This window comes from Shewanella sp. TC10, assembly GCF_009663145.1.
Lineage (GTDB): Bacteria > Pseudomonadota > Gammaproteobacteria > Enterobacterales > Shewanellaceae > Shewanella.
Genome location: NZ_VKHR01000051.1, coordinates 1 through 18404, shown reverse-complemented (window position 1 = coordinate 18404; position 18404 = coordinate 1). Strand labels below are relative to the sequence as shown.

Annotated in this window: 11 protein-coding genes; 3 read left to right on the top strand and 8 right to left on the bottom strand. The window is 41.3% G+C overall.

Going from position 1 to position 18404, the window contains the following annotated elements; genetic code table 11:
* Positions 1-42 precede the first annotated feature (42 nt).
* The 5 genes from FNZ24_RS16155 to FNZ24_RS16135 all read right to left on the bottom strand — a co-directional run bounded on the left by FNZ24_RS16155 (position 43) and on the right by FNZ24_RS16135 (position 11711).
* A complete protein-coding gene (locus FNZ24_RS16155; RefSeq protein ID WP_153915830.1) occupies positions 43-2421 on the bottom strand; it encodes a zinc-dependent metalloprotease in 2379 nt (792 codons plus the stop codon).
* 123 nt (positions 2422-2544) lie between these two features.
* Complete coding sequence (locus tag FNZ24_RS16150) at positions 2545-6249, bottom strand: response regulator (protein ID WP_153915828.1); 3705 nt, start codon at positions 6247-6249, stop codon at positions 2545-2547.
* Between the two features lie 442 nt (positions 6250-6691).
* The gene (locus tag FNZ24_RS16145) at positions 6692-7465 is read right to left on the bottom strand and encodes a hypothetical protein (RefSeq protein WP_153915826.1); all 774 of its coding nucleotides are present in this window, start codon (positions 7463-7465) and stop codon (positions 6692-6694) included.
* A 91-nt stretch (positions 7466-7556) separates the two neighbouring features.
* Entirely contained in the window at positions 7557-10121 is a 2565-nt protein-coding gene (locus tag FNZ24_RS16140; protein ID WP_153915824.1) for a hypothetical protein, read from the bottom strand.
* 39 nt (positions 10122-10160) lie between these two features.
* Positions 10161-11711 (bottom strand): polysaccharide lyase 6 family protein, encoded by a 1551-nt coding sequence (locus tag FNZ24_RS16135; protein WP_153915822.1) that lies wholly within the window; start codon positions 11709-11711, stop codon positions 10161-10163.
* Between the two features lie 299 nt (positions 11712-12010).
* Here FNZ24_RS16135 and FNZ24_RS16130 point away from each other — a divergent pair, with 299 nt between their 5' ends.
* From FNZ24_RS16130 to FNZ24_RS16120, 3 genes are all read left to right on the top strand, one after another.
* On the top strand, positions 12011-12964 hold the full coding sequence (locus tag FNZ24_RS16130) for a polysaccharide lyase family 7 protein (protein ID WP_153915820.1): 954 nt from the start codon (positions 12011-12013) through the stop codon (positions 12962-12964).
* A 106-nt stretch (positions 12965-13070) separates the two neighbouring features.
* Positions 13071-14936, top strand: a complete 1866-nt coding sequence (locus FNZ24_RS16125; RefSeq protein ID WP_153915818.1) for a putative nucleotidyltransferase substrate binding domain-containing protein — start codon at positions 13071-13073, stop codon at positions 14934-14936.
* Positions 14936-15655, top strand: coding sequence for a 3'-5' exonuclease (locus tag FNZ24_RS16120; RefSeq protein ID WP_153915816.1), 720 nt, complete (start codon positions 14936-14938; stop codon positions 15653-15655). Before FNZ24_RS16125 ends, FNZ24_RS16120 begins: the two co-directional genes overlap by 1 nt.
* A 203-nt stretch (positions 15656-15858) precedes the next feature.
* Here FNZ24_RS16120 and FNZ24_RS16115 read toward each other — a convergent pair whose 3' ends face one another.
* The 3 genes from FNZ24_RS16115 to FNZ24_RS16105 all read right to left on the bottom strand — a co-directional run bounded on the left by FNZ24_RS16115 (position 15859) and on the right by FNZ24_RS16105 (position 17216).
* Entirely contained in the window at positions 15859-16281 is a 423-nt protein-coding gene (locus FNZ24_RS16115) for a GNAT family N-acetyltransferase (RefSeq protein WP_153915814.1), read from the bottom strand.
* Between the two features lie 110 nt (positions 16282-16391).
* Positions 16392-16760, bottom strand: a complete 369-nt coding sequence (locus tag FNZ24_RS16110; protein WP_153915812.1) for a hypothetical protein — start codon at positions 16758-16760, stop codon at positions 16392-16394.
* Between the two features lie 108 nt (positions 16761-16868).
* Positions 16869-17216, bottom strand: coding sequence for a hypothetical protein (locus FNZ24_RS16105; RefSeq protein ID WP_153915810.1), 348 nt, complete (start codon positions 17214-17216; stop codon positions 16869-16871).
* Positions 17217-18404 lie beyond the last annotated feature (1188 nt).

The following is an 18404-nucleotide window of genomic DNA, read 5'->3' as shown; positions in this document are numbered from 1 at the left end:
ATTTCACAATGAGGCTTTTTTAATATCGTCACAGCATAGCCATTAAATAGGTGAACCTGGCGGCATTTTTAGCGGCTCAGCAATAAAGCGGAATTCTTTAGATTCAAGCCCTTTAGCCAGACCTTGTAACAGCCAATCGAAATGTGCAGCTTGATAGTTACTCGCACGGTTACTGCGGCGTTTGAGTTGTTTCTCAACATAATGCAGCCTTGCAAGTAATTGCGCTTTTACTTCCGGCGAAGTTTTCTCATCATGGTAACTGGCTAACAATTCATCCATCACGACTGTATTAACCCGCATTTGCACAGCTAATAACTGGCCGCGTTGTAAGTCTTGATAAACCGTTTTCGCCAACAGTTTATCGACTAAACTCACTACAGATAACTGCTCTGAATCATCCATATAGCCTTGGTTTACTCTATTTAGACGCTCAGGTGCGAGTAACCTATTGGCAATTTGACGGCTCAGTACTTCTGCCATGCCTATTGGATCTGTTAATACACCGATGCCAGAATCAAAGCTCTCTCGCGTTTTTCGATAGTTACCCGCTTTCGGCACCAGCAATTCTGTTACTTCTTGTGGAACCGATAAACTCTGCGCCGAAATGACGTCTAACAACGATGATAAAGCCGCATGCTGCAATTTTGGTGAAAGGTAATGCCAGCGTTCAGCAGAGCCTTGCTGCTGATAGCTATAATCACTACCACCAATCCATTTAGCCGCAGCATCTATTTGATAGCGAGTCAGTAAATATATCGGCACAAACGCATCACTTAGCTCACCTAAAGGTTGCTCTTGCAGTAGAGCTTGAGCGTTAAACTGCTCAATGGCAGTGCGGCGAACTTGCTCTAAACGAGTCAACTCATCTGCCGCTGAAGCGCCATTGTCCCATAAACTTGCATAGGCATGACTTGCAGAAGCTGAACGAGAATCCGCCTCTCCGATGTAGCGTAGGCCTTGGGTTCTAGCTTGACGAACTAGGTCTTCCATATTGGCTTCATTACCGTAACCATAGGCTATGGTAAATTTATCCCACTGACCAATCCCTTCAGAATATGGCGCTGAAATATCAATCTTGTCGCCATTTAAAGTGGCATTGGGATGTGGATAATCCATCACGGACGCATTGTCATTGGTAGATGAAGCGAAGTTATGATCGAGTCCGATTGTATGGCCAATTTCATGGGCAGATAACTGACGAATACGGGCTAACGCTAATGCCATTGACGCTTCACTTGCCGCTTCTCTGTCTTCCCAGCCTGAGGTTAAGCCACGGGCAATTAAATAGTCTTGCTTAACCCGTAAACTGCCTAAAGTCACATGACCTTTAATGATTTCACCAGTGCGAGGATCTTTGATTGATGCGCCATATGACCAACCGCGCGTCGCTCTATGCACCCACTGGATCATGTTATAACGAATATCTTGCGGATCAGCATCTTCAGGGAGCATTTCAACTTTAAATCCGTCAATAAAGCCCGCTTCTGTAAAGGCTTCTTCCCACCAGCGAGCGCCATCTAATAATGCGCTGCGAATAGGCTCCGGCACACCAGGGTCGAGATAATAGGTAATAGGCTTAACCACTTCGCTTGGGTCAATACCGGGAGTGACTTTTTCCAGACGGTGTCTCAGCAAGTAACGTTTACTCACTGGAGAATCAATAGGCGCTGAATAATCGAAATACTCACCAGACAGGTAACCACTCATTGGTTGGTACTCACGAGGCTGGTAACCTTCTTCAGGCAAATCAACAAATGAGTAGCGCATTCTAACGGAAACGAACTTTCCATCTGGGGTCACTTGTCTAACTTGTTCGCCCTCTTTATCACTCGTAAAAGTTAGTAGAACATCGACATCTGCATTTTTCTCAAAGGATTTAATCCCTTCTTCTAAAATGACCGAACGTGAAGTATCTAATCTGTAATTTCCTTGCTTGGTGTCAGCAAAACGCTGAGCGACTCCGTGAAGATCATTTAGCACTAGATTGTTAATTGAGACTAATGGAGTTTTGCCGTCTAAGACTTTTCCACGCCACAATATGGATTCAGCAAACGCCTCTTTAACCGCTAACTGCTCAGCCAGGTTGTCACTGCTTGCGCGATAAAAAGTGTTCAACTGTTTTAATAAAATGAATGGGCCTTGGCGCTCGAACTGCACCATTCTTGTTTCACCTAACTGACCACGGTCGAGCCCAATATCATTTGATCCCACACCATGGGGTAAACTGGTGATCATCAAAAAAGGTTCGTTAAGTTTTTTAGCCTCTAGAAACAGCTCACCCGATTGGTTTTGATAGTAAAAATTAATAAACCCCGTGGCTTTCTCACTTTGTTTTATCACTGTTTGCGCTGGTGTAGCCGCATTAGTCATAACGGGTATTACCGCTAATACCAAGGAAAGTGCAATGCTGTGGCGGATCATTTAGCTATCTCCAAATCGATAAATAAGGCTGTTTAATGTTCAAGTATCAAGCAAGTTAATACAAACGGCAGCACTACACTAGCACTACACTAGCACTACACTAGCGCTGCCGATTAACGCTTATTACTTATGGCTATTCTTATAATCTATCCAATGTTCTAACGAATCAAACAACTCATTAAGCACAATTGGTTTTGTAATATGGGCGTTCATACCTGCTTTTAGGCTCTTTTCTCTATCACCCGACATTGCATGGGCTGTCATGGCAATAATCGGCATTTGCTCACTGCTGTAACGCTTACGCAGTTCTTGAGCTGCAGTTAAGCCATCCATTACAGGCATTTGAATATCCATTAATACCGCATCAAACGGTTTAGTGTCGATGATATCTAAAGCTATCTGGCCGTTATCAGCTAATACAACTTCATAACCAGCACTTTTGAGTAACTCTGTCGCGACTTGTTGGTTAATGAAGTTATCTTCCACTAACAATACCAAACCAGCCTCTTTAACCTGTTCAGGATCTTCCTCAACAACAGGGGCTACGTTTAACTTAGGCTCAGTAGCAAAGGCGCCAATGATCTCATCAAACAATGCCGACGCTTTAAATGGTTTCTGTAAAATGGCAAACACTCGACTTTCATCAAACTCAGACTCTAAAGGCTCAGCAGAATAAGCGGTCATTAAAATAATCACAGGTCGTTTCTTAAGGCGACCATCCGCAACCATTTCATCAATAATATCGACAACATCAGCGCCGCCCATTTCAGGCATCATCCAATCAAGTAACAATAAGTCCACTGATGAATGGGCTAATACTTCCAGTGCTTCTGCGCCACTTTGAGCGGTTTTAACCCCAAAGCTAAAGTCACGCATTACCGTTGAGTATATTTGCAATGCACTTGGATTATCATCAACCACTAAGGTGGTTAAGTTATTCAATTGCTCTGGCACGACTAGCGGCGCAACGACATTCTCTTCGGCAATTTCAAAGCTAATATTAAAGCTAAAAGTACTGCCTTGATTTGGCTCAGATGAGACTTCCATAGTGCCGCCCATTAAGGACACCAAATGTTTACTAATAGATAAGCCTAAGCCAGTGCCTCCATATTTACGTGTTGTTGAGCCATCTGCTTGTGAGAAGGCATCAAACAACTTAGCTTGCTGCTCTTTGCTAATACCGATACCAGTATCGCGTACCCAGAATTTAAGAGTAATGCGGTGGTCACGCTCACCCACATCTTCACAACCCAGTTCAATTTCACCATTTTGGGTAAACTTAACCGCGTTAGACAGTAAATTAACCAGCACCTGTCCTAAACGAAGAGGATCGCCGTTCAAGATCAAACCAGCGGTAACAGGGGCATAAAGCAGTAATTCCACGCCTTTTTCTTGTGCTTTTTGCGCGTTCATATCAATGACATGATCGAGTACTTTATCCAGTGGGAATGACACTCGCTCTAACTCTAATTTACCTGCTTCAATTTTAGAGAAATCCAAGATGTCATTAATAATCCGCAGCAGTGACTGAGCTGAGAACCCCGCCTTATTGAGATAATCTTGCTGCTGTGGCGTCAATTGTGTGCGCTGAGCTAACTGCAACATACCAATAATTGCGTTCATAGGAGTACGAATTTCATGACTCATATTGGCCAAGAATTCACTCTTATACATATTGGCAAGTTCTGCATCTTGTTTCGCCTCTAACAAGGCGACTTCGTTACTCTTTTGACGGGTAATGTCTTTGTGAGTACCCAGCATACGTTTTGACTGACCATCATCCGCAAACTCTACCGCACGACCACGAGAAAGCACCCAATGGTATTCACCTGATTTAGCTCGCATCCGATACTCAATCTCGTATGTGCCTTCAGGTTTTTTCGCATAACCACTACGGTACTCTTCAACTCGCATGCGATCGTCAGGGTGAATCAGTGCATCCGTTGATGAAATCAGTGCTGGGAACTCATTAGGTTTATAACCTAGCATTGAATAAAACGCTGGGTTACAAATAAGCTGCTCTGAATCTAAATACCAATCCCATAGGCCATCTTCTACCGCATCCATTGCTAAATGATAACGTTCTTCAGATAAACGTAATTGCTCAGCAGACTCATACTCACGCGTCACGTCACGCCACACCGAAATAAGCCCTAATAGCTCACCACGACGATTGTAGAAAGGCAGTTTCAGCGTATCGAGTAATACGGTTTTACCACCGATATCGACTTTTTCTTGATAGCGAAGTAAAGATCTATCACTGAGAACTTTCTGATCTTCTTCACGGATCCGAGCGCCTTGATCATGAGTTGTCTCCAGTGACAACTGCCCGACCATTTCATTCTCTTTGCAGCCAAGCATGTATTCAGCAGATTTGTTACAGCCTAAATACTTACCTTCTTTATCTTTATAAACAATCGCCTCAGGAATTGAGTCAATCAAAGACCGCAGCAATGCAAATTCTCGCTCTCGCCGCTCAGTCGTATCACGCAGCCTCTGAGTACGGCGTGCGACCAAGTTATCTAGGCGTTTATTTTGTTCGGCTAAGTGGCGGGTGTATTGTTTATTTTCTTCAAAAATTCGGCTCACCAGTAAGAACCAAGGCTCCCACCCTTCGGTGATTTTTTTCGGCGCAGCGATAGGCTCACGAGAACATTCCTCTAAGTGAGTCAGTAAGCGAGATGCCGGATTAACGAAAGAACGACGAGTTTGCCAATGCACTATGGTCACTAACACTGACAAGGCTAATACCACTAGTAAAAATGTCAGTTTTAATTTATCCCATGCATCCTCGAACAAAAGATCTTCATCTTGTAAATACAGCAAACGCCAAGGTGGGTTTTGCAACGCGACCGAGTGAATGTAGTAACCGTTACGTAATATGCCATCATGGGCATCAAACAGTTCAGATTCAGGTAACGAATGCAGCTCAGACGGAATACGTTGACTGATATGATAAACACGGTTCATATCACTTGCATCAAAGTCACTGTGAGACAGAATATTGTTGTATTGGTCCAGCAATATCACCGTACCCGGCATTTTAAAGTACATTCGCATCTGTTTAGCAAGGGATGCCAATGTCATATCTAAGTTGATAGAACCGATAAAATCATCTTCAAGGTAAACTGGTAAACCTAGTGTGGTTAACAAACCTTGATCGGCTGCATCTACGTAAGCCTCACGCCAGAATACACTGCGCTGTGGGTTCATTGCAGGAGTCGCTAGCTGGAATTGCTTTTTGTTTAGCAGTTCTTCTCTGAACCTTGACTCATTGGTTGGCCAAGGAAATGAAGACATAATGCGTTGTTTGGAAATGTAATAAATTGATGAGGCTTTTGGCGCTGCTTCCTTGGCAACCGGAAAAGACAACGACAGCTCAAACAGCATTTCTAATTCTTGATAAAAAGTGTCGCTGCGGCCATCAAGGGATCCCATGCCTGTGATGCGTCCCATATTGGTAAATGGCTCACCGCTAATGGCATAGCTAGGCTCCAAGGTAAAAAACTGACCATCTTCATTGAATTTTTCATACTGAGGTAACCGATCTTTACGGACTAATTCACCCAGACGCAAATTATCCACGGCCACATTACGTAAGCTTTTTACCGCTCGGATACTGGACTCAAGCAATAAATCAATTTGCAGTACATGACGTAAAACCTGCTCTTCACGCTCTTTAATCAATTGCGTTTTTTGACGTTCAAACAGCATCCAAGCGGACAGAAGCGCCATCACGATAACGCCAATGTAGGTATAAAAAACGGCTCGGTTATACTTTCGTTGAATAAGCGATTTTAGATGTAAATCTGGCTCAGTCGATTTCATTGAAATCCCTTTGGTTTTACTCAATAGCGTCGTTGATATAAGAAAATGGAGAGGCGCTACTTTAGTTTATTTGTCGTTCAGTTAATGCATATTATCAGGAAGGTATTGTTAAGCACATGAATAACCTACATCAATCGTTAAAAAATATGTCATTTTTTGCGTTTATTAATGACTTCTAAAACATAGCAAATTATCACCATAGAATCATGGTCAATTCCCCTTAAATCATCAGAAATCTAATTCTTTATATAGTGATAGTTAAAAGCTTCAAATTGAATGTCTTTTTAAAGTCATTTCTTTGCTAACAAACTAAGCAAAATAGAGTAAAGCCCTATCGTTCAATTAATCTCATCATAAATGAACAACACCAGATTGAAGATATTAAAAAACCGATGGTGCTACCACACCATCGGTTTATGTTATTGAATACCGTTAAGCCTAATTAGAATCGGTATTTATAACCAATTTCAACTGCATTATCACGCTTACCATACCAATCGTAGTCACTGTTTAAGTGGCTGTTTTTCAATAGCTCTGCTTTGTACTTAAACTTGCCGTAAAAAGCATGGGCACGCGCATCAGGTAAACGATACTCAGCACTTAACTCGTGCTCCCAAACATTGCCTTTATTGTTGTCAAACACGTTGTCATCTAACTTGTCTTTGTAAATAGCATCCCACACAAATCGGAAATCATTCCATGTATAAGTTAGCCAAAGATCGTAACGCATTTCTTTACCCACAGCGTCATCGTAAACGCCGCTACTAAGACTTAAACGATCTAAATCTTCAGAGTAGCGAGCACGAACCTTCATACGGAAATTTTCGGTTAAACGGTAACCATAGAAAGCACCATAACGAATTTTCTTAGCATTCTCTTTGATTTGATAATCAAGGATTGGCCCAACTTCATGTTCGTTACGATCGCCCCAACGATGACGGTAACCGGTTTTGATCGTGAACTCATATTGATCAGGTGCATAACCTGTTTCCAGTTCAGTCTTACTACGATCGTATTGCCATACTTGCTCAAAGCCAAACATGAAACCATTGTCCATTCTATGACTAAATTCGACTTTAGGACGGTCAGTACGGCCATCAACGACTTTGTGTTCCCACTTCATAGTGATGGTGCTATTAGCTGATGCAGAGCTACTGATTAAAGCTGAACCACTCACTAAACTTAATACGCTCAAGGCTAAAATTGATTTTTTCATCTTAAAATATTTTCCTGTAGGTAGTTAAATACCCAGCGTGTGCCTGGCACACGCCTTATCAATATCAATTAACTTACAATTCTTTGAAATGTTAGTTGTGAGTGTTATCCGTGAAGACATTGGTACTTTCTTCAGGTAAACGCGCGAATATTGCGGCATCACGTTCGCCACTACCTACGTCATTAACAGCTTCTAGGGTGTAATCGTTGAAGGTGTTATTACTGACAGTGACAGCACAGTTATTCTCGTTCTCGTCATTTTTAATAGCCCCGCCAGTTGAATCACCAATTTTAACTGCAGCGGTTTCTTTATTACCGTCACCGATGATGCTAAAGGTATTGCCATCAACCAAGGTGCCCATGCGTCCCTTACTTGAACTACAAGTCAGTTTCACCATGTCATTTTGAAGATTACGGCTTTGAGATAGGAATGTGCTGCCCGTTAGGTTAATGAAACCGTATGAGCGGATCCAAGCCCCTTTGTTTTCGATTTGGTCTTGCTCTGTAATTCCAGATGCATCAAATGAAAGGTTATCGAGCACTATCGGCATGTTATCTTCACCCACTTTTTGGATGTTAATCACAGCTTCTTTGGCATCACCTGTCGCCCCACATTTAACGATGGCGTCATTGTTGAACGTGATGTTTGTGATTTGTGCACCCGCCGCACCGTCAATCACATCAATACAAGCACTACCGGAAATAGCAGCGCCTTCTTGACCGGTTAATGTAATCGCTCTGTCGATGGTGATAACACCAGATGAGTACTCAAAACTTGCGCCCAAAGTAATCGTGCTACCTGCAGTTGCTGCTTGAATAGCTGCATTCACTTCTTCAACATTTTCAGGATACGTTGGCTCAGGTTCAGTGCCACCAGTTACAGTGTTATTTGACTCAGTAGTATCACCAAACACGTCGTAAAGTGCAGTTGAAATGTCGTTAGTTTCACTGATAAGTTCATTGAAGTTATCGAAAGTATTATCGCTAAATTCAGCACCACAGTTTTTATCGTCTTGGCCTAAGTTACTTGGCACACCGATAGTGGCAGCAATGGTCATCCCAGAAGTATTTTCAGCAGCTAAACCGAATGTGCTACCAGAAATAACTGAACCACGAGGGTCACTATTACTGCCACCACGAGATGCTGAACTACCACAGTTTAGATAAACAATGTTTTGCGCATCGGCTGATTTGTTGGCAAATACTGAATCAGTAATGTCCACTAAACCACGCGAATAAACCCAAGCATCACTCTCACCTGTAGATTCTTCAAAGCCACTACCATCAAATGCTAAACCTTCAAGCAGCACTGGCGTTTTATCTTTACCGACTTTACCGATGTTAATGATTGACGTTGAAGTGCTTTCGCCCATACCACAATCGCTCATCACGATATTTTCAAAGCCAATATTAGAGATTTTGGCTTGATTGCCACCACGTAGTTCTTCAGCGGCTTCGGTTGGAATATCGATACATACAGCGCCTGAGAATACCGCTTGCTCTGTATCACTAATCACACCTTCAGCATCAGTAGATTGCAAAGTAATCGCTTTATTTATTGCGATATAACCTGCATTGGCAAAATCACCTTCCACATCAAGACTGATGACAGTACCTGCACTTGCGGCATCAATTGCAGCAAGAAGTTCATCAACAGTTTTAACGACACCTGGATCCACTGGTGGAAGACCTGGGTCGGTATCACCATCAGGTAAAGTGTTATCAGACTCAGTTGTATCGCCAAATACATCATAAAGTGCAGTTGACTGGTCACTTGATTCACTAATTAAGAAACCAAACTTTTCAAAGGTGTTGTCAGTAAATGTTGCGGCACAATTCTTATTCTCTTGGCCTAAATTACTAGGTACGCCAATTGTGGCCGCTTTGGTTGCATCATTTGCATTGATTTCAGCCAGTGCAAAGGTGTTGCCTGTCATAATCGAGCCAAGATCATTGGCGTAGCTACCACCACGTGAGGCTGAGCTACCGCAGTTCAGGTATAACATGCTCTGCGCATCAGTTGATTTATTGGTAAATACACTGTCAGAAATGTTCACTAGACCACGAGAATATACCCAAGCAGCGCTGTCACTGCTTGATTCTTGATTTCCCGTTCCATCAAACGATAAATTATCGAGTATTACTGGGGTTTTATCCTTACCGACTTTACCGATATTAATAATTGAATTAGAGGTGCTTTCACCTAAGCCACAGCTATCCATGATGATATTTTCAAAGCCAATGTTTGAAACGCGAGCTTGGCTGCCACCACGTAATGTTTCAGCGGCTTCTGTTGGAATATCAATACACACAGCACCTGTGAATACAGCTTGCTCCCCAGCAACTGGATCATCAATCGCGCCATCAGCATCTGAGGTGATTAAGGTAATTGCTTTATCGATAACGATAATGCCGACGTTTTCAAATGTGCCAGCAATATTCAAACCGATAACATCGCCCGCTTCTGCTGTATCAATAGCTGCAAGTAGCTCGGCGCCACTAGATGCCACTACATCAGCAACATCAGGAGTTTCAACTGGCGGTAGCCCAGGATCAGTACCACCATCCCCTGGAGGTTCATCATAAAAATCACAACCCGCTAATAAACTTGTCGATAAAGCAATGGCCACTAAAGCCGATAATTTTTTAATTCTCATTTTACTGCCCCATTAATGAGTTTAACGTTCATCTTGTTATTATTTGATACGGTAACTAGCGCCTGTATCTTGAGTGGTTAAAACTTTTAAGCCTTTTGCGCCACCATCAAAATTGGTTGCTTCTAGCAAGCCATTTTCAGCACGTTGTAGCTTAGGATTACGGTAAATAACTCCATCCCACGGAAGTTCAATACCTGACACTGGGCCATAATATAAGTCATTCTCGTAGGTTGGATTAATTAGCGGCGCTACACTATCGTTGCCTTTCAAAGTCAGTGTTCTAGACGCTTTTGCATAAGACAGATTGTTCTTAAAACTGATATCTGTTCCTGCAAATATGGTGCTGACTTTTGCGTTGTCATATAGGCTGACACGGTGCGTTTTGGTGGAGTAAAGAATGTTTTGACGAGAGTCGACAATAGTGTTGTTTTCGATGCTAACCTTATAAGGAGTCGCTTGCTTATTTAGCTCTTTCCCTTTGACATCGTTATCTAGGGTCTCGCCATTAGCGACATCTGTAATACCTGTGTTCACAGCGATACCACCACGGACGTCACCAGTACCCATTACTCGCTCAATATAGTTATTGCGAATGATGTGGCCTGCATCGTAAAAGCGAATACCGCCTGATTGCTTTTTGTTATTACCTAAAATCACATTGTCTTCGACAACGTTATTCGTTCCGTGGCGCAAAGAAATCATCGAAGCGTTATCAACGAAGGTATTACCTCTTAATGTATTGCCGCCAGATTTAAGAGAAACTAACTCAGTTTCACCGTCACATTTGAGGAATAAGTTGCCTTCAATTAAGGTTTTAGAAGCGTAAATAGAACTTTTTGAATCACCTAAACGAATAGCTTCCCAGCTATTTGAGTTATAACGAACCGCATCAGGGTTATCGAACTCATTAAACTGGTTATGTTGCTGATTATAAAAAAGGTTACCTTTGATGGTATGGTGATCAGGCGTGGTATCGCCTTTCTTTTTCTGCACGCCAATCAAGGTGCCACGTTTATGTTTACCTTCAAAAGTATTATTGATTAAGCTGTTATGCTTTCCATATAAAGAAATCCATAAGTACTTTGGATATTCAGCTCGTTTGTCATCTGGCTGATAAAGGTAGTCATCATTGAAGAAGTAGAAAGTAGAATTAGTTAGCGTATTATTATCACCACGGAAGACCACACCGCCCATTCTTTCTGCTGGGCCTCCATCGGTAAATACCACACCGTCTAAGGTAATATTGTCACCACGAAGATTAAACTGTACTAAACCGGTAAACCAAACTTCCCCAGGGTTCGCCGCTTTAATCGTGACATTATTTGCTTTGATATCGAACTTGCCAAGGTTGGCATATTTTCCAGCATCAATGACGAGCGTTTCGCCATCTTGGAGTGTGAGTAATTTATCTTTTAATGCTGCAGCATCTGCACTTTGTAAAGATGTAGCAGCAATAGCACTTTTATTATTTTGCTCAACCATTGGTCCTGTGATTGTTGCTGTCCCCACAACATCAACCGCAGGCTCGGTAGCTGCACAACCTGCCAGCAATACCAAAGAAATAGCTGAAGCGATAATACGCTTTTTCATACTTTCCCCTTTCCCATTTGTATTATTTAACACAAGCTTATTTGTATTATTAATCTTTTGGTAGGAAAAACTGTGAGATTGTTCATAAACTAACTAATTAGGAGTATATAATTGATTACTTTTTGCAACTAAGACAAAAAAACCTTTAACAAGTAGGCTTTCAGGGTTAACTTTAACTATAAAAATTAACAACAGTCTCATTTACTGATTGCTAATTGAGTAGAATATTAAAAATTTCTCCCACAAATTCGTTTGAAAAAGTAAGATATATTGTCTTACAAATAAGGAAGGTTATCGTTATGTTAATGCGAGTATTCATCTCTAATGTATTACTTATACTTCTTTTAGGTTGTTCAGGTTCTTCTGATTCACCTGAAACGCCTCCAGAATTGCCTCCTGAAACGCCTCCAGAAGTACCTCCGTGCGAAACCTGTAATTGGACAATTGAGCAGTGGAAATTGACTATTCCTGAGAGTAAAGACAGCTTTTATGGTTCAGGGGGGACGAGCGCAGCAGAATTAAAACCGTCAACATGCAGTAATAATCAAACCTTATCTAACGATACTGACATTGCCTATTTCTGGACCGAGACAAATCCACTGCAGTTGGTATTTAATGTCGATTTAGGAATGGATGGGGCCACTACGCCTAATACTCAGTATGTTCGTTCAGAACTGCGAGAGCTTTATCGGTTTGATACTGAAAACCCCTGCTCTGCGACCAATCAAAATTGGACGATAAGCGGTAAGCACCAACTAGAAGCTTCAGTTAATATTATCCAGTACCCACAGATAACTTCTGTTAGTCCTAAAGTCATCGTCGGCCAGGTACATGGTAAAGATATCAAACAAGCATTAGTTAAAGTCCTATGGGAAGGTAGCGAGAAACCTGTCAGAGTGATCTTAAATGATAGCTTTAAACCCGATAATCAAACTTGTGATAGCTGCCAACCGTTTAGTATTGAGCTTGGTACCGCTAAAGCTTACGAAGATTGGCAATATGCAATTGAAGTCGATACAGCTGGCATAACACTGACAACGATAGCGGCAGGCATAAGCACTCAAAAATTATTAAAGTGGGGCGAGCCCGTCATTGCTAACGATGGTAAAGAGTATACTTTAGATACCGCTTGGCTAAATGAAGAGTACTACTTTAAAGCCGGTATTTATCCACAAATTGTCACTTCATCAGATTATGCAGGACAAGTTTTTGAAGTTGGCTTTACTGAGCTTAAGGTCACTCATGCTCCATAACTAGGCATGACAGTCAAAATCCAAGCTGCTTAAATTTTCATGCAGCTTGAGAAAATTGAGTTTAAGCTATGTAAGATCAGAGCTATTCATTATTTAAGGTATAAAAATGGACGAATCTTTACTTCCTAACGTCATCCAATTTATTGGACAAATCGATCCATTTGATAAACTGCCTAAAACCGTGGTGCGCGATCTCGCTGAAGTGGTCAAAATTATCTATGTTGCCCAAGGCGAAATTGTCGACTTGTCGGCTGATAATCAAGAGAAGCATCTTTATATTGTCCGCTCAGGAGCCATGGAGCAACGTAAAAAAAGTGGCGTACTTCGCGCCCGTTTAGAGGCTGAAGATTTATTTGGTTTTACCTTTCTAGATTCTGATGTTGATGATGATCAAGGCTATCAAGCCACCGCCATTGAACCTTGCTTACTGTATTTAATCCCACATTCCGCGCTTCAGACCTTATTCACTAAGACCCCAGAATATGCCGAACATTTCGCATCTCAAGCTCAGGTGCGCTTAAACTCGGCATTGGATGTTGTATGGTCTAATAAAGAAAAAGGCCTCTTTATACGTAAAGTTAAAGACGTCGCCAGTGGTCGTATTGCAGTGGTCACCGCTGACATGAGCATTCAAGCTGTCGCTCACGAAATGCGCATGATTAAACGGACATCTTGCGCGGTGATTTATGAAGATGACAAGATAGTTGGCTTAATTACCGATAGAGATATGACTAAACGCGTCATTGTCGAAGGTTACCCTATTGATAAACCAATCAAAGATGTGATGACATCTAACCCCTTAACTGTCACGCCAGAAGATTTGGTATTGCAAGCTGCTTCTTTAATGATGCAATACAATGTACGCAATCTACCTGTGGTTGAGAACAATAAGGTCGTTGGCTTACTCACCACAACTCACTTAGTTCAAAATCATCGTATGCAGGCTATTTTCTTGATCGAGAAAATTAAATATGCCGTCAGCGTGAAAGAGTTAGCCACGTTAAACCCTGAGCGCCAAGCTATTTTCGAAGCGCTAGTTGAAGGTAAAGTGGTTCCTGAAACCATAGGTAAAGTCATGGCAATGATCTTCGATGCATATACTCGAAGACTCATTAATATCATGATTGATCAATTGGGCGAGCCACCTTGTGACTTTGCGTGGATTGTTGCTGGCTCTCACGCCCGTAATGAAGTGCATTGTTTAACTGACCAAGATAGCGCCATTGTGCTGGCAGATAATGTCACCGAAAACGATCGTATTTACTTTAAACATTTAGCTGACTTTGTCACCCAAGGGCTAGACCGATGTGACTACCCTCTTTGTACTGGCAATTATATGCCCACCACTGATAAATGGCGTCAGCCACTCTCTATGTGGAAACAGTATTACAAAAAGTGGGTTGCTAACCCTGAATACGAACGCCTGCTCAACATCAGTGTTTTTTTAGAAATACGTACCGTATTTGGCAATCAAAATTTTGAGCATGAACTGCATGAGTCAATGCATAATCACATTTGTGAAAATGCTGAGTTCTTAGGTATTTTGGTTAAAGATGCCACCAACACCAATCCACCATTAGGCATCTTCAATTCACTGGTATTAGAAAAAAGCGGTGAGAATAATAAAACCCTGAACATTAAAAAGTACGCCATTAACTTGATTATTGATCTTGCTCGAATTTACGCATTAGCAGTGGGCAGTGACGCACTGCAAACCGAAGCGCGCTTTCAGGCAGCAAATAAAGCAGGCGTATTAAGTGACGATGCCTTTCAGAATATTATGGGAGCCTATCGATTTATTTTATCCTTCAGGTATAGCCACCAATTAACGGCATTAAAGGAAGGAAAAATACCTGACAACAATATTAATCCCGATACCTTTGGCAGCTTTGAGCGTAAACATTTAAAAGATGCTTTTAGGATCATCGCCGATCAACAAGATGCCGCTAAATTGCGCTTTGGGAATATTTAATGAGTCTTTTAGACTATTTTCACCCATTATCCGCTTTAAAAAGGCAGCGTGAAAACTACCTCATTAAAGACAGCTTGATTCAAAGCTTGGTTGAGCCGACTTCAGCGCCATTGCCTGAGCTTAAAGCCCTATGCAGCGAAGTCACTTATTTAGCGTTGGATATTGAAACCACAGGCTTTGATCCTGTCGAAGATGAAATACTCAGTATGGGTTGGGTGGTGATAAAAAATCAGCAAATTGATTTAGCCAACAGCCAACATGTTTATATTAAGCATTGTGACAAGGTCAAACCTGAGTCAGCTGTCATTAACCACATTACGCCTCAAATGCTGGCGAATGGGGTGTCACTTCATGAAGCGATGAGCTATTTTTTTACTCAGCTCGGCGACAAAGTATTAGTCGTTCACGGCTCAGTGATTGAAGCGAGTTTCATTAATTACTACGCTAAAAAGTATTGGCAACTACCACCACCGCCACTACTTTGGCTCGACACTCTATGCCTAGAAAAGCACTTTGCCACCGCAATCGATCATTACTCAGATGTCGATCTTACATTAGCAGGCACCCGCAAACGTTATGGCTTGCCTGAATATAATAGTCATAACGCATTAGTTGATGCGCTTGGAGCGGCAGAATTATTGTTGGCGCAACAAAAAAGATTATCTCGAGGTAGTCGTGACAGCTTTGCCCGACTCTATCGATTAAGTCAGAAGAAATAGCTAAAAATACGCCAGAGAAGTGCACGACCATATTAAAGTTTGATCATTTTCAAACATACTTTTGGAGAAAAACGCGTTAGATTTTTAACCCTATTCTGTGATTTTCAGATTATAATTTCTATGAGTTAACGCCCTAATAAGGGGTTAAAATCGGCGAGGCACGAGCGCGAGCCAACTGTTTTTTGGCCGTGTTTACAACCTTGTTATGAGACGGACAAGCTCATGTAGTAAAAACGTTCATCTTTACTATCAACTGTAAATCCATTACGGCTATACAGTTTATGCGCAGGGCTTCGCTGAAAGACTTTAAGCTCGATAGCATTTAAAGTTCGTTGTTGAGCTATATCCTTAACTCTGGAAATCACTTGAGCACCGTATCCTTTACTTTGGTGGGCAGCTCCAACCTGTATGTCACGAAGTTGACACCGCTCACGTTCGAATGATAACCGAAGCACACCAATTCGTTGACCATTAGAAAGAATGTCAAAGTTCGACAGGCCTTTGGTTGCTTGGTAGACATCTTCAGTCCCCCAATCTACGCCGTAGATTTCGTAGTAAGATTTCATGTTGTCAAATGTAAACTGCGCAGAAGATTTTAAGTCTTGAGTTTCAACAATCTCTATCATCGACCTCGTCTCTAACGCCTTGCTAATGGGCGTAAAATGCTTGGCTAAAATTAGTGACGAAGGAGCGCAAGCCAAGCGTTTTATGTCCTTTTGAGCAACTTGTTTAGTTGCTATTTCACTGTTTGTACGTGAGTTATACCATTTGTTTTGACCAAGGTTGACTCCACTGCACAAAGTGAGTTGTCTGCGGTATAAAAAATAAACTTAAGCTTTAACTCACTAATAAAGCCCAAACTCATTTCTCTTTTGCTAAGGATAATGACAAATTTATCTTTAAGCGTACCGATAGCTAGTTTTAAAGGTTTGTACTCTCTCAACTCTGCTGGATAAGAATCCTTAGCCATTAAATCAATAGTTGCTTCTGTTATACCTACTTCTCTGCACATTTCTCCCAAATGAGGATGTAAAAAGCTTAACCCGCTTTGTGCGTGGTGCGCGATATCATAAGCGACACCTTTTAGAGGTTTGAGAGATGCCATACTTTCCTTAGCAACTTAACACCCATTTAAGGGGCTGTTAATAGTTTGCTAAAATGTGTAGCGAAGCGAAACCGAGCAAACTGTTAGCAGCCCCGCTTTAAATTCTTGTTATGTTTCTGAGCTCAATAGCATGATTGCCACAGCTAACCTTATTTGTTGAATTTTACTTAATCCTTTTTTATATTCAGGAATCGTAAACGTTTCAATAGTTGGATTTTCAAGGTCATCAGAATCAATTTCAACTTGCCCAATTAATCTATTTTCTATTAATAGCAAATATACGTCGCATGTTTCATCTGGAAAGTTATTTAAAACTATTACTTTTTGGCTATTAAGATCTAATTCAGAAAGTAATGCTTTTAAGTGAAACCCTTTCGAACTAGTCATAGCATTTGAAGTTAATGCTACTAGTTCGGTCTCAATATCCTTTTCAGTTTTCGAACCAACTAAACTCAACTACCTATCCTTAGAGAAACATAACAGCTTATTCAATAGCAGCACAATAATGTTCCAGGCTGCTCAATTCAAACTTCAAAGGTACCATCGCTAAGTCATTGTTGTAAATCGAATATCTCCCTTAAACTCTTAAAAAATGCTCATAATACTGCCGGAGAAAGAATGCGTCTTTGTTTACGAGGTCTATACAACACTTTAAAAAATCCGCAGTAGATTGATATTTATGGGTTTTCTTAAATGTTATAAAATTATCGATGCGTAAAAAGCTCATTTTACGCACTCTTTGGCGCCAAATTAGTTGGTTGAGTCAGAGTAAACTTTATATCTAAATTGATTCACACATCATAATGTAATGTTTTTTCGTAGTTTTTATTGGCAAGGTTTTCTTATATCACTACTTCAATCTAATCCATTGCCTGCCGCAGGCTTATGTGCAGATACAACTGCGAGACGCTACATTCTTTATTAAAATCAAAAGGTCCATGTAAGCTCTGCCAAAACATCCATGTTTTGGTCATATTTGTTCCCGACAAATAATGACATTCCCGCCATCCTTGGCAGTCAGAAGCTCGCTGCTGCATCTACACTGGGATTATTATCTCTTCGATTTGACTGTATTTGTGACAATTTAAAAAGCTAAAATACTCAAGTTGCGTGGGTGCTTTTGATCTTCTTTGAATGTTCAATTTGAAATGAGGTAAGCAAAAAAATTACGTGAGTCCAGACATGGTCTTTCTCGCACATCCATGTGATTCAAGGCATTTAGTGCATCCTGCACTTAAGATTCTGGCTAGCTTTCGCGGTGCAGGGTCACTCCTTGGCATATATGGACCCATCCGGTTTGCAAGATATTTAATATCGACTTTGAGAATAGTTCATTGCACCCATATATTCGGCCTGTTATTGAGGTACACCTCTGGCCCTGATGGATATTTGCTTCTACTTTCCTTATCATCCTTACGGCTTCTTTAGAGCCAATGCCAGGCGAAGGTTTTAAGTAGAACAGTCTGACTGTCTCATCATCAATTCAATTATCTTGGCAACTTGGTGGTTGGTAAAACTAATTGTTAGCGCGTTAATGATTACTTTTATGCAGCAGCGATACGATATTCATCTTCTCTTGCTGCTATAACCCACGCTATCCGTGCAAGCTTGTTCGCGACGGCAACACAAGCTCTGTTAAAGCCA